The organism is Parasphingomonas halimpatiens (assembly GCF_036663795.1).
GTDB lineage: Bacteria > Pseudomonadota > Alphaproteobacteria > Sphingomonadales > Sphingomonadaceae > Sphingomonas.
Genome location: NZ_JAXOJP010000009.1, coordinates 86048 through 98622, shown reverse-complemented (window position 1 = coordinate 98622; position 12575 = coordinate 86048). Strand labels below are relative to the sequence as shown.

Genomic DNA, 12575 nt, shown 5'->3' with positions numbered 1-12575 from the left:
ATGGTCCGTCGCCATCCTGATTAGGTGTCGGGGAGCGCGCGGTCTTGCACTGGAGCGAAATAGGGCCGGACTGGTGCGCAATTGATGGAAGATGCGTAAAACAAGGCGCTTGCGGTCACCCGCGCAAATGCGCGGCGCGACACGGGCCGATCATGTGCCCGCGCGATAGCCGCTGGGTGTCATGCCGTAATGCTGGCGAAAACAACGCGAGAAATAGGCGCTGTCGTTGAACCCGAGATCGAACGCGATTTCGGTCACGCTGAGTTCGGGATTGTTGGCGAGCATCTCGGCGGCGCGTGCCAGCCGCTGTCCAAGGACGTGGCCGACGGGGGTGGTGCCCATCGCGGCGAAGACATTCTGGACGGTGCGCGCGCTGATGCCCAGTTCCTCGGCGATCGTCGCGGTGCGCAGATCGGGATCACCCAGCCGCGCATTGACCAGCGACAGGACGCGGGCACGCATCTGTCCACCCGCCGGCCGCGGCGGCGCCGACCGCGTGACGTTGACGGCGAGCGCTGTCAGGTCGGCAAAGACGGTTGCCACGCCAGCCTGCCAGTCGGGATCTGCCTCGCTGAGATCCGATTGATGCCACAGCGACAGCAGGAAATCGTGGAACACGCGCACGCCTGCACCGGCGCCCGAGATGGCGACGCCGATCCGGTCATCGAGCGCGGGCACCTTGCTCTCGATCAGTCGCCGCGGGAACTGGACGACCAGCATCTCATGCGCGGTCGGAAGATCGATGACATAGGGTCGCGCCGCCGAGAGCAGCACGAAGTCGCCTGGCATCAGCGTCGCCTCATTCCGGTCCTGGCGATGGATCGACGTGCCGCGCCGCTGGAGATGAAGGACGATCTGCTCCTCGTCGGTCGAGCGATCCGCCGCGCGCCCGACCTGCGACGGATCCGACCGCGGCCGGATCATGTTGAGTTCGCCGACCTTCCAGCGCCACATTTCGGCGGAAAAGTCGTCGGTCGCGGTATTGACCCAGGTGCCGGTATAGACCCGATCGACCAGGTCGTTCCAGAACGGCAGGCGTTCGACCGGAGCGAGGCCGAGCGTATCGAACTTCTGCGCCGCGCTCATGCGATCGCCTCCTGCAGCCCGCCCTTGCGGCGCGCGACGATACGCGGCGCCGTTTCGCGCAGGCCGGTCGCGACGAGGCCGGCGAGGATCGTCAGGCCGAGCATCATCCACAGTGGCGCGGCAAGGCTCGTGGCGTCCGCCCAGCGACCCGCGATCCACGGCGCGAGGACACCGCCAAGGACCTCGCCCGAGCCCATGCACAGGCCGAGCGCGGTGGCGGTGCGGCGCGGGTCGACGCTTTCCGACGGCACCGTGGCCATGAACAACGGGAAGATGCCATTGAGGCCCCAGCCGAAGAAGAAGATCACGGCCAGCCCCCAGGGCGAGCCGCCGAAGAACATCGCGCCGAGCGGCAGTATCGCACCGATCAGCGGCATGGCGATCATCACCGGGCGGCGGCCGATGCGGTCGGACAGGCCAGAGATCGCGAAGCTGCCGATCGTCGCGGAGATGCCGAGCGTGCCCATCAGCCATTGCATCGTGCCTGGGGAATAACCGCGCACCTCGGTCAAATAGAGCGGCATGAACACCCAGCAGGTCACCAGATAGGAAACCAGGATCACCGACAGCAGGCAGCACAGCAGGACGTTGCGCTCGCGCAGCACCGTCCAGGGCGATTCCTTGCCGGATGCCGGATCGACCACCGGCGCGGGGACGGCCGGCTCGCGGATCAGGAACCAGATCAGTCCGGCGCTGATCAGGCCGGGGATGCCGGCGAGGTAAAAGGCCTGACGCCAGCCAAAGGCGGCAGCGAAGGATACCAGCAGGACGGGGGCGACGAACGAGCCGAGCAGGTTCGAGCCGAAATTCTGCGCGATCCCTTGCGCCAGACCGCGTCGTTCCGCCGACACTTCGCTCGCGACCATCGCGTGGCTGATCGGCATTACGCCACCCTCCGCCGCACCCATCAGCAGCCGCGCGCCGAGCAGCAGCGCGAAGCCCTGGGCGAGCCCGGTGAGGAACGAACAGACCGAGAAGATCAGCGTCGCGCCGACGAGCAGGAGCTTGCGGTTGCCGGTCTTGTCGGACAGCCGGCCGATGCCGAACGCGGCGAGCGCCCAGGTCAGCGACAAGCCGCTCTGGAAGATGCCGACCTGTTCATTGGTGAGACCGAGTTCGGGCTTCACGAAGGGCATGAGAAAGTTGAGCGAGTTGCGGTCGAAGAAGACGATGCCGAAGTTCAGGCTGAGCAGCCCGACGAGCAGCACCTGGTACGGCGTGGATCGATTGCCGGCCTTGGTCGCCATACTGTCCCTCTCGTGGTTCGACTGTCATCCGGCCTGGGCCGACGCAGTATCTATTGTACGCATGACATACAATACCGACACTTTGCCGACAAGCCCATCGGATCAGATGAAGGATCGGATCGGATCGCGGCCATCCCACCCCACCGACGCCCGCCAGAAGGCGGTGAAGGCAGTGTCCATTCCCGACGTCGCCGGGATCAGCTCGACGAAATGCGGATGGCCTTCCCCGCCATCGAGATAAGCGACATGCCCGCCCGTCGGGACGCCCGCCGTGAAGGCAAGCGTATAACCTCGCGCCAGATAGGCTTCGGTCTCGGCGTCGACATCTTCGCAAGCGATCCCGACATGGTGGAAGCCATAGCCGCGCCGCTCGATCGTCTCGCGGTACACCGATGGGTGGCCGTCCTTGGGCTGGATCAGTTCGATCTGCATATGGCCGGCAAAGGCCATCGCGATGCGCACATCGGCGCGCGACGGGGTTCCGCGGTAGACGTGATCGGCGCCCGTGAAACTCTCGAGCAGGAACCACGGCCCGGTCCCCGTATCGCGCACCCAATGCGCGATCGCGGCCTCCATGTCCTCGACGACATAGGCCATCTGCGTGATGCCGCCGACGCGCTGCCCGAAACCGAGCAGCCGCCCGGGTTGGCGCGGTTCAATTGACACGGATCACGACCTTGCCGAACAGATCGGCCGAGGCCTGATATTCATAGGCCTGCCGCGCCTCATCGAATCCGAAGACGCGGCCGATGACCGGTTTGATCCCGGTCACGTCGATCGCGCGGTTGAGCGCGATCGCCATGGCTGCCGAGCCGACGAAGATGCCGCGCAGGCTGGCGCCCTTGAACATCAGGGCGTGCGGCCCGGTTTCGCCCTCGCGCGTCAGCACCCCGATCAGCGCGACCTCGCCGCCGAAGCCGACCGCCGCCATCGATTGCTGGAGCGTACCCGCGCCGCCGACCTCGACGACGTGATCGACCCCACCGCCGGCAAGCTCCGCCGCCGCGGCACCCCAGTTGGGGGTCGTACGATAGTTGATCGCCGCGTCGGCACCGAGCGCGCGAATGCGGGCGAGCTTCTCGTCGGACGACGAGGTGGCGATGACCCGCGCGCCGGCCGCCTTGGCGATCGCCAGCGCCAGTAGCGAGACACCGCCGGTACCGAGCAGCAGCACGCTGCGGCCCGGCCCAACGGCGCGCGGCCCCTCCATCAGCGCGTTCCACGCGGTGACGCCGGCGCACGGCAATGTCGCAGCTTCCTCGAACGACAGGCTTTCGGCGATCGGCACGATACCATGTTCGGGCAGGACGACATATTCGCTGAGCATGCCCGGCGCCGGCACGGCGCCCAGCGCCACACCGGGATTTGGCACGGGCGGCCCCGCTCGCCAGTTCTGGAAAAAGGTCCCGGCTACCCGATCGCCGGGCTTCGTGCCGACGACGCCCGACCCGACCGCCTCGACGATCCCGGCGCCATCGGACAAGGGCGTGATATCCCGATCGATCGAACCGCCGAAATAATGCCCCTGAACGATCATCTGGTCGCGGTAATTGAGCGAGCAGGCATGGACGCGAATCAGCACCTCGCCCGCGCCCGGGCTCGGCCTGTCCTGCTCGACCATCGTCAGATCATCGAGCGAGTGCGCGCCGGCGCGCAGTTGCCACATCCGCATATGCTCTCCCACTTTTTTGCTTTGTACGGGCCGAATTCTGTCGCTAGATTGTATGTAAAGCAAGCGGTTTGATCAACTGCGCAAAGGGGAAGAATGTCGCGATGAAGACCAATCCGCAGGCGACAGACCCCTCCCGCGATACCGACGAACGGGTGACGCTGCGTCTCGTCACGGACACGCTCGAGGCGCGGCTGGCCCAGGCAATCGCCGAGCTGCGCGCGTCCCCAGCGGACCCGGCAACCCGCGACGACGCCTTTCGCAAGGCTTGTCGCCGGGATGCCATTGCGACGATCGAACGCGCACGCGCGATCGGCCTGTTCCGCAGAACGGGGTCGATCACCAATGTCGCGGCGTGTCAGAAGCGCGCTTGAAGGCGTTGGCGCGGATTTCTTCCTCGGCCATGACACCTCTTAACGCTGTTCCAGTTCGTGGATGACGAGCCCGGCATGCGGCGGGACGGGCTTGAGCCAGGCCTTGTGCCGCAACGCGCGAGCGATATCGGCCTTGCCCGCCGCCCAGCGCGCGTTGACCGTCGCGCGCGTGAAATCGACGTCGCGGAACTGATCGTCCCCCTCGATCGCCTCCATGATGAGCCGGACGACATTCACCGTGCGGTCAGTGCCCTTGGCGGCAAGTTTCGCGATCTCGGGGTCGTCGCGCAGTGCCGCCGGCACTGCCTCGGACAGCAGACGAATGGCCTTTTGCAGATCCTCGATCCGCCTCCTGACCTGGATCTGCGCGGTCGTGCGGCCGGTATATTGGATCGACTTCATGCGATCCATCACCCCCGACATCGAGCTCGGCAGCAGTTCGGTCGGATCCCAGAGATCGACCATGAACACCAGCGCGTCGCGATTGCGCCCCTCGTTGAGCAAAACCTCAAGCGGCGTGTTGGAATAGATCCCACCGTCCCAATAAGCGCGGCTGTCAATCAGGATCGGCGGAAAAGCCGGCGGCAGCGCGCCGCTCGCCATGATATGCTCCGGCCCGATCCGACCATGCGATTTGTCGGTCGTATCGAACACGTGAAATTCGGCCGTCTCGATGTCGACGGCGCAGACGCTGAGGCGCACCGGACCGTCATTGAGATAGTCGAAATCGACATGTTTGAGCAGCGTCCGACGCAGCGGTACCGTATCGTAGAAGCCGGCCTGATTGAGCGGCACCGGCGCGGCGGGATCGAGGCTCGCGCCCGGCCGGGGTTGGAAGAAACCATCAATACCCTGGGTCATCGCCGAGATGATCGCCTGGTTCTTCGAGATCGACGCGAGCAGCGGCGCGAAGGGATTGAACACGCCCGCCCAGCCCCGCGGACCCCATGCGTCGAGCCAGGAGGGGGCGGGCGCCATCGATTGCCAGAAAGCTGTCAGCCGTTCGACACGACGCTCGGGCTCGTTGCCGGCGATGATCGCGCCGATCGAAGTGCCGATGATCCAATCGGGTACGATCTCATGCGCCGCAAGGTTCTCGAACACGCCGGCCTGATAGGCGCCAAGCGCCCCGCCGCCTTGCAAGATGATCGCGATCAACTGGTCGGCCATGGTTGGCCTTTTCGGGCAAAGATCCGCCGCGGGCGGCGCAGGAATGCCCGTGCCGATGCTTGTAGCAGTAATTTGTTGCATCGCAACACGGGCCGACAAAAGAAACGTGAAACGTGATCCTACCTGACGCGACCTGATGGACGCGGGCGAGGCTGCGTCGCGCACCGTCGGCGATCCGCGTCGCCCGCTATCAGCGACCGGTCCCGAGGTCAGCTTGCCTGTCATTGCGGCGGCCCCGGCCGAGGTCTTTCTTGCCGGATCGCGATGCGGCAATCGGCGCTCGAGCGGGTGTTCATCGACCTGCTCAAATGGGACCTCCCGGCGCTCGACGGCACATTTGAGATCGACGGGTTCGACGACGAACATGCCGATTACCTTATCCTGACCGATCGCGCCGGCACGCATCTCACCTCGGCCCGCCTCCTCCCGACGACGCGGTCGCACATCCTCGGCACCGTCTTTCCCGAGCTCTGCGCGGACGGCGTGCCGACGGGCGACACCATCTTCGAGATCACCCGCTTCTGCCTCGACCGCGACCTGAGCGCGGCCGAGCGGCGGACCGCGCGCAATCGCCTTATCACCGCGCTCGTCGAGCACGCGCTGGCGCACGGAATTGTGCGCTACACCGGCGTCGCCGGCATGGCCTGGCTGCAGCAAATCCTGCGCTTCGGCTGGGACTGCCGCCCGCTTGGCGCACCCGTCCGGCACGCCTCGGGCATGATCGGCGGTCTCGACATCCGCATTTCACCCGAGACACCCGGCCTGCTCGAAGCGGCCGGCATCTGGCTGCCCAGCACGATCAAGAGCAAATGCGGCGCCAATTCTTCAATACGCCGCTCGAATGGCAAATTTCGCATTGATAGCAAACACACAATCGCGGCTATAACTCTGTCCGGACATGGGCAGGCGGCCGTCTCGCAAAGGAGGCCCGATTCCTACCGTGTCGGCCAGACCAGAAGGACATGAGAACCTTGCACTTCCTCGAACGGCCGAATTCCCTAAGTCGAGTCGACGGCTCAGCCCTCCAACTTTGCCCGTGATCGGCGAGAAGCTGCTGATCGGATACCCACCTGCGACGTCGCCGCCTCGGCTCAGCAGGCCGTCGGGTCGGCGAGGCACTTGGCGCGGTGGTCCTGTGCCTTGCGCAGCGCGATTTCTGCCTCGATCGCCGCCGCTTGGTCCGCCGCGGTCGGCGGCTTAACCGCGTCGACGCCCGCCTGGCCGGTCGCGATGGCCGCGCCCGCGCCCGTCGACTTGCCATACTTGATCTTGGTGAGGCCCCCGCTTTCGTCGAGCTCCAGCTCGAATGTCTGCTTCCCGAACACGGCGGCACGCGGGATCGGAATCTGGTAGAGGGTACCCAACTGCCCGACGGCGAGCCTGCCCGCCCAGATGAAGCCCGGCCGGCCGTCCACCGGGCAGACGTCGGTGCTGGGGCTGACGGCGATGCGGAGCACGGCCGCGCGAGGCTGCCGGGCTGTGAGCGTCGCGTAGCCACCGGGAGCGACGAGCTCGGAGACCGGCGCCTTCGGCGCGTCCAGCGCATGGAAGCGGGCACATACGCTCCCGAGTAGCGCGGCGAAGCGCCTGCTCCGGTCGAGATCCTGCGGCACCGGCTGCAGCCTGAAGTCCATGCTGCGGTTCGCCGCGATCGCCGCGGCCGTCTTCCCGCTGGTCTCCGGCAGGTCGAGGGAGCCCGCATATGTAATGGTCATCGCTTCAGTGCCGAAGGTCCTGTTGAGGTCCGCGCACTGGCTCTTAATGTCCGCAGCCGTCGGCATGCCCGTCGGATCCGGCGCACGTTCGGAACCAGCCTTGGGGAAGAAGACCGACGATGCGAGCGAGATCGCCGACTTGAGGATGGCCTCGCCCTGCCCGATCGACTCCGTGTTCACTGTCTTCAGACGCTGATCTGCCGTGAAGCCGATGTCGAGGCTTGTGTCCGCGAAGACACCGTCAAGCTTCGAGGTGTTCAGCGTTCCTGTGGCGTTCGGATCGGCGGAGAACGTGACCGCGACCGTCGGGAGGTCGACGACATGCGGCACGTCGTCCTTGTCGCACTTGATCGTTCGGACGACCGAGATGGCCGCGTCGGTGCGGGCCAGCGGATAGCTGATCGTCGCGCGGGGCGTCTGCGCGCAACCCGCGACCACCAGGCTGGCAGCCGCTGCTAAAGGTGCAATCTTCATGCTCGTTCCCCTTTCAAAAACTGTTGCTGGTTTGAAGCGGTCAGTGGAGAAGCGTTATCGACCGTGCGAGCAGGCGCGCTTGGGTGTCCAGGTCACCGGATTCGGCGGTCAGTCCGGCCTTCGCGACATCCGCCTGGAAGGTCTTGATGTTGCCCTCAAGCCTGTCCGCCCGCGCCCTAGCCACGTCGCCCTCGGCCTTGGCGACCACGGCCTGCCCCGCGCTGACGTGCGCGCCGAGCAGCGCCCCTACCGCTGCCGCGACGATCGACTGCACGCTGTTGTAGAGCGCGACGTAGCGATCCCAGTCGTCGGAGGGGACGCCCGTCTTCAGCATGAAGGCGAAGAGCCATGCGAAGAGTCCCAGGATAACGACGGCCGTCACGATCGTCACGAAGTCGACCGGCGGCTTCGGCGTCGCTGCCGTTGTGGGCTGCCCGAGCTGCCCGTCGACCGGGTCGACCTTATCGATCGGATCGAACGCCTGCGCGGCCTCGGGCTGCGCCGGAGGAGGCGCCGCGACGGGCGGATCGTTCGATACGGATTGCAGGTTCCCCACCTCGCGTTCTCCTTTAGCCTCGCGATACCCGGATCGCGGGCGCGGTGAGCCTCACGGGTTCTCATCCACCCACTGCTGGATCAGCGCCTTCACGTCGCTCGTCATCCTGACCGCCCAGTTGCGGGCCTCCTCCTCGCTGCCACCCGTGTGGACGCCAACGACCGAGGGCTGCGTGACACCGGTCCCGCCAAGCCACACCGGCGCGCCGCTCTGGCCACCGAAGGTATCGATCATGTGGTAGAAGAAGGACGGCGACACATCGCCGATCTTGCCGGAACCGCTATACTGGATCTGCGCGTTGTCGCGGTCGGTCGGGTAACCGGAAATCGTCGCGAGCCGGCCGGCGAGCGCGGCGTCGCCGAAGCCGTTCAGGTCGAAGAACTTGGGGAAGTCGAACAGCGCCTCGCCGAGCTGGATGCAACCGATGTCGATCTGCGAGCGGCGCGAGGCTTCATCCGCGCCGCCGTCGACGAAATCCTTCCAGGCGTTTGTGACCCGGAACCGGGCCGAGTTCGCATGGCCGAGCGCCAGCCCCTCGCGGTAGCCGATCCACACGTCCGCCATCGCCCCCCACGCCGGCGTCGTCTCGACGCGCCCGGGCCAGTCGACGTCATACAGCACATGACCGGCGGTGATAATCGTCTTCGGACCGGCGAACCAACCGGTCCCGATGCACGCCGAGCTGACGGGCTGCCCATCTTGGTCGGGGCAGCGCAGGCGGAGGCGGCAGATCCTAACCCATGGATAAACGCTTGCCTCGAGAGCCCCCCGCGCGAAACGGTCGTCGTGCCCGATCAGCTTCTCCTCGTCCGGGGGCCCGAGCGAGCGCATGCCCGCCAGAACCTTGCCCAGCTCCTGCGCGCTCTGGTCGTCGTCGCCGACCACCTTCACCGGAGTGAGCGTCGAGTGCCGGAAATATTCCCGGGCACCTACGCCCAGGTCGCTAAGGACCTTGGACTCCTGCTTGGTCATTGCAACCCCGTGAGGAGGCTGATCGGCGGCGCGTAATAGTATTCGCCCCCGCGAAGGGTGACGAACTGGTCGAACTGAAACGCTACGGTCGCGCCCGCGGCATCGTCCCAGGCTGCCCGCCACTGCTGCGGCTCGCGCTGCCCCTGCCCGATGACGGGATCCAACCCGGGTCGACCGCGCCCGAATATGAAGTCAGGGTTGTCCACCCACGCGGTCTGGGTGAATTCAAACTGCCGTCCGATGTCGCGGTTGAACGCCATGAAGAGGAGGCCGACACCGCGATCAGGCTTGGTGTCGTCGTCGTCATCGGTCCAGTCATCCGAGCGCTCCCCGAACGGAATCCCACGGCGTGGCATCAGGTGGGGGCGCTCGCCAGCGCCATCGCCCGTATCGCCCCGCGGATTGGCCTTGCGGATGTGCGCCTGGAACGGACACTTCCGCCCATCGGGATCGCTCGCGCCCGCCGGCAGGGCGTAGTTGAAGTTGTTCGTGGCATTGGCGGGGGCATCGATGCCTGACAGCGCGACCGGCGTGCCGTTCTCGAACCGGCCCACGACCATCGCTCCCGCCCGCTCCCGCTGGTCGTCGTCGTCAGCGATGGCCAACGCCGTGGCGAGCGCGCGCTCGGCCTTCTTGAAACCGCGGACGTTCTGCTCGAGCTTGCGGTATACCAGGTAGCTGCCGAAGCTGTCTGGCGAGGCGCCGCCGGGATCGCGGACGAGCGCTGCGTCCAGAGGCCCGAAGGCCGGATCCCAACGGTCCGTCCCCATCTGCGCAGCCTCGCGCGCGACGTCGTCGGCGAGCAGTAGCGGCTGACTTATACCATCGACGTAGCCGAAATGCTCGTGTCCCACGCCGCCTGCGTCCTTCAGCGCGCGGCCGACGTCCCTGCCCACGACGACGATACCGCCCGCAGTCAGGATCGGCATGAAGTTGCTCTCCACCGCCGTCGCCTTGGTGTCGGTGGCGTCAGCAATTATCAGCAAAGCGTCCACCTCGGCGGCGTGGTGTTCTTCCCACGTCGCGGGTGGCGGGTCCGAGAGGTTGCCACGATTCCGCATGCCGGCGCGGAAGGCCGGATCGGCCGGAGGCGCTAGGCCGATCTTGGCATAGCCGGTCGCACTCAGATACAGGAACAGGGCGGTTCCGCCGTCCTGCGCGAGCGGCGACTTGTGCGCCTCGACCTGACGCAGCTGGTCGAGCGCGGAAAGGACGTGCTTGCCGATCCGAGCCACCGCAGTCCTCGTCTGCTGCGCGTTCCCTCCGAACCGGAGGAAAAGGTGGTTGGCGTGATCGCGTCCGTGGTGCTTGAGGATGTGCCCCTGCAGGTCCGACAGCATGGGATGGAAACGCGGATCGGTCCAATCGATCGGCGCGCTCAAGTCTGAGTCGGTCAACGGCATGGTGTGCTCCCCGGCCTAAATCGGTTCGCCCAGAAAGCGGACGACAAGGCCGATTACGACAGTCGTGTCCGCCGACCGTGAAAGTCCCGTTCGCCGTCGGTGAAAAATTGCGTGAATAGATCGGCGGCTCGGCTAGACCCCTATTGTTGCGAAGGGGATGACGTCATGGTGGCTCGAACAAACGTCCTGCGGCTTGAACTCATGGGGCCGTTGCGACTGTTTGACCCGAACGGGGTGCGGATCGAGATCAACAGTAGAAAGGGCACGGCACTGCTCGCATTGCTCGCCACGGCGCCGAGCGGCGAAAGATCGCGCAGCTGGCTCGAGGAGCGGCTGTGGGGATCGCGCGCGCCACAGCAGGCGAAAGGCAGCCTCCGGCGCGAGCTCGCCAACCTCCGCGAATCGCTAAGGTCGCACGGCGCGGTACCGATCACCGCCGACCGCGAACGGATCGCGCTCGATCTCACCCAGTTCTCGATCGACGTGCGCGAATGGGAACAATCCGGGCAGCCCTCGTCCTTCCTCGCGCCCGTCCAGTTCCTCGAAGGCCTCGACCTGGCGGGCGAGGACGGATTCGAGGAATGGCTGCGCTTGCAACGCACGCGCTTCTTCGCGCCTGGCATGCCGGCGAGGACGCCGTCGGCCGATCCGCTCCCGACGCGAATTCTCGACGTCTCCAAGCCCACGCCCGGCTTCGGCGGCAGGCCCGCCATCGCCGTCCTCCCGTTCGCGAACATCACCGGCAACGAGTCCACGGACATGTGGGCCGACGGCGTCACACACGACCTGGTCGACCGGCTGTCGCGACTGCGCTGGATTCCGGTCATCGCGATGTCCTCCAAAGGCGACGTCGACGTGGCACGGCTGACCTCGAGCGCCGTGGGTGAGCTTGTGGGAGCAAGCTACGTCGTGCGTGGCCAGCTGGCGAAACGCGACGGATCGCTGATCCTTCAGGTTTCCCTGTTCGACGCGAAGCGCGCACAGCTGCTCTGGTCGATGCAGCGCCCGTTGGAGGGAGGCGTGACCCACGAGGCGCTCGGCGGCCTGGCGCAGGACATCGTTGCGAACCTTGACGCCTACGTCGACACCGCGCAGCAATCGCTCGTCATCAACCGCGCCGTCGCCGATCTGGACATCGACGAGATGGTCTGGCGAGCGCGATGGCACCTGAGCCGCCTCACGCGCGCGGACGCGGCCATCGCGGACGAGCTGCTCGGCCGCTCGATCCAAGCCAAGCCGAACTCGGCGGAGGTGCTCATCCAGTCGGCCCTCGCCAAGGCCTGGTCGATCTGGTCCCGGCGCGAGCCGCCAGCCGCGATCGAAGTCATGCGCGCCCTCGCATTGCGCGCTGTCGCCGCCGACGGGTTCGACGCGCGAGGTTACATGCTGACGGGCATGGCCGAGATGTGGCTCCGCAACCATGCCAGGGCCCAAAGCCTTTTCGACGATGCGATCCACCTCAACCCGAGCCTGGCCTCCGCCTACGCGCAGTCGGGCAGCAACCACTACCTGGCCGGACGCCCGGCGGACGCGATCTTGCCACTGAAGACGGCGCTGCGGCTGAGCCCGCTCGACAACCAAGTGTTCTATATTCTCGGGGAGCTGGCGATCTCGCACTTCATGCTCGGCGCCTACGAACCGGCGCTCGACTTCACCGAGCTGTCGCTCGCCCGGCGGCCGGCATACTCCTTCGCGCACACGATCCGCATCAACTGCCTCGTCGCGGAAGGCAGGCGGCCGGAGGCGAAGCGCGCGCTCGCCGAACTCATGCGCGCGCGGCCGAGGTTCGACCCGTCCGAACTCGAATGGTTGCCGTTCGCAGATCGTGCGTGGATCGAGACGCTCAGGCGTGGCCTCGCCGATGCGGAGGATCCGTCCACGTAACGCCCTTCAAGATCAGAATCGGGGG

12 protein-coding genes are annotated in these 12575 nt (G+C 66.3%); 3 read left to right on the top strand and 9 right to left on the bottom strand.

Annotated elements, in window-relative coordinates:
- Positions 1-150: 150 nt before the first annotated feature.
- The 4 genes from U1839_RS11720 to U1839_RS11705 form a co-directional block, all read right to left on the bottom strand.
- On the bottom strand, positions 151-1086 hold the full coding sequence (locus U1839_RS11720) for a helix-turn-helix domain-containing protein (RefSeq protein ID WP_332803802.1): 936 nt from the start codon (positions 1084-1086) through the stop codon (positions 151-153).
- Positions 1083-2333, bottom strand: coding sequence for an MFS transporter (locus tag U1839_RS11715; RefSeq protein WP_332803801.1), 1251 nt, complete (start codon positions 2331-2333; stop codon positions 1083-1085). The genes U1839_RS11720 and U1839_RS11715 overlap by 4 nt, the downstream gene beginning before the upstream one ends.
- A 102-nt stretch (positions 2334-2435) precedes the next feature.
- Positions 2436-2999 (bottom strand): VOC family protein, encoded by a 564-nt coding sequence (locus tag U1839_RS11710; protein ID WP_332803800.1) that lies wholly within the window; start codon positions 2997-2999, stop codon positions 2436-2438.
- Positions 2989-4005: a zinc-dependent alcohol dehydrogenase family protein gene (locus U1839_RS11705; protein ID WP_332803799.1), complete on the bottom strand. Its 1017-nt coding sequence runs from the start codon at positions 4003-4005 to the stop codon at positions 2989-2991. The genes U1839_RS11710 and U1839_RS11705 overlap by 11 nt, the downstream gene beginning before the upstream one ends.
- Positions 4006-4106: 101 nt before the next feature.
- Between U1839_RS11705 and U1839_RS11700 the strand changes: the two genes are divergently transcribed.
- Positions 4107-4376, top strand: a complete 270-nt coding sequence (locus tag U1839_RS11700) for a hypothetical protein (RefSeq protein WP_332803798.1) — start codon at positions 4107-4109, stop codon at positions 4374-4376.
- 39 nt (positions 4377-4415) lie between these two features.
- Here the strand turns inward: U1839_RS11700 and U1839_RS11695 are convergent, their stop codons facing one another.
- Positions 4416-5546 carry a patatin-like phospholipase family protein gene (locus U1839_RS11695; protein WP_332803797.1) on the bottom strand — a complete coding sequence of 377 codons (1131 nt, stop codon included), beginning with the start codon at positions 5544-5546 and terminating at the stop codon, positions 4416-4418.
- Between the two features lie 288 nt (positions 5547-5834).
- Here U1839_RS11695 and U1839_RS11690 point away from each other — a divergent pair, with 288 nt between their 5' ends.
- Positions 5835-6512: an acyl-homoserine-lactone synthase gene (locus U1839_RS11690; RefSeq protein ID WP_332803796.1), complete on the top strand. Its 678-nt coding sequence runs from the start codon at positions 5835-5837 to the stop codon at positions 6510-6512.
- A 125-nt stretch (positions 6513-6637) separates the two neighbouring features.
- On the opposite strand, the gene U1839_RS11685 is transcribed toward U1839_RS11690, so the two are convergent.
- From U1839_RS11685 to U1839_RS11670, 4 genes are read right to left on the bottom strand one after another with little or no spacing between them, the layout of a single operon-like run.
- Positions 6638-7735, bottom strand: a complete 1098-nt coding sequence (locus U1839_RS11685; protein WP_332803795.1) for a hypothetical protein — start codon at positions 7733-7735, stop codon at positions 6638-6640.
- A 40-nt stretch (positions 7736-7775) separates the two neighbouring features.
- Positions 7776-8291, bottom strand: a complete 516-nt coding sequence (locus U1839_RS11680) for a hypothetical protein (RefSeq protein WP_332803794.1) — start codon at positions 8289-8291, stop codon at positions 7776-7778.
- 51 nt (positions 8292-8342) lie between these two features.
- Positions 8343-9263: a trypsin-like serine peptidase gene (locus tag U1839_RS11675; protein WP_332803793.1), complete on the bottom strand. Its 921-nt coding sequence runs from the start codon at positions 9261-9263 to the stop codon at positions 8343-8345.
- On the bottom strand, positions 9260-10666 hold the full coding sequence (locus tag U1839_RS11670; RefSeq protein ID WP_332803792.1) for a Dyp-type peroxidase: 1407 nt from the start codon (positions 10664-10666) through the stop codon (positions 9260-9262). The genes U1839_RS11675 and U1839_RS11670 overlap by 4 nt, the downstream gene beginning before the upstream one ends.
- A gap of 210 nt (positions 10667-10876) precedes the next feature.
- On the opposite strand from U1839_RS11670, the gene U1839_RS11665 reads away from it, so the two are divergent.
- The gene (locus U1839_RS11665) at positions 10877-12550 is read left to right on the top strand and encodes a hypothetical protein (RefSeq protein WP_332803791.1); all 1674 of its coding nucleotides are present in this window, start codon (positions 10877-10879) and stop codon (positions 12548-12550) included.
- The last annotated feature ends 25 nt before the right edge of the window (positions 12551-12575 follow it).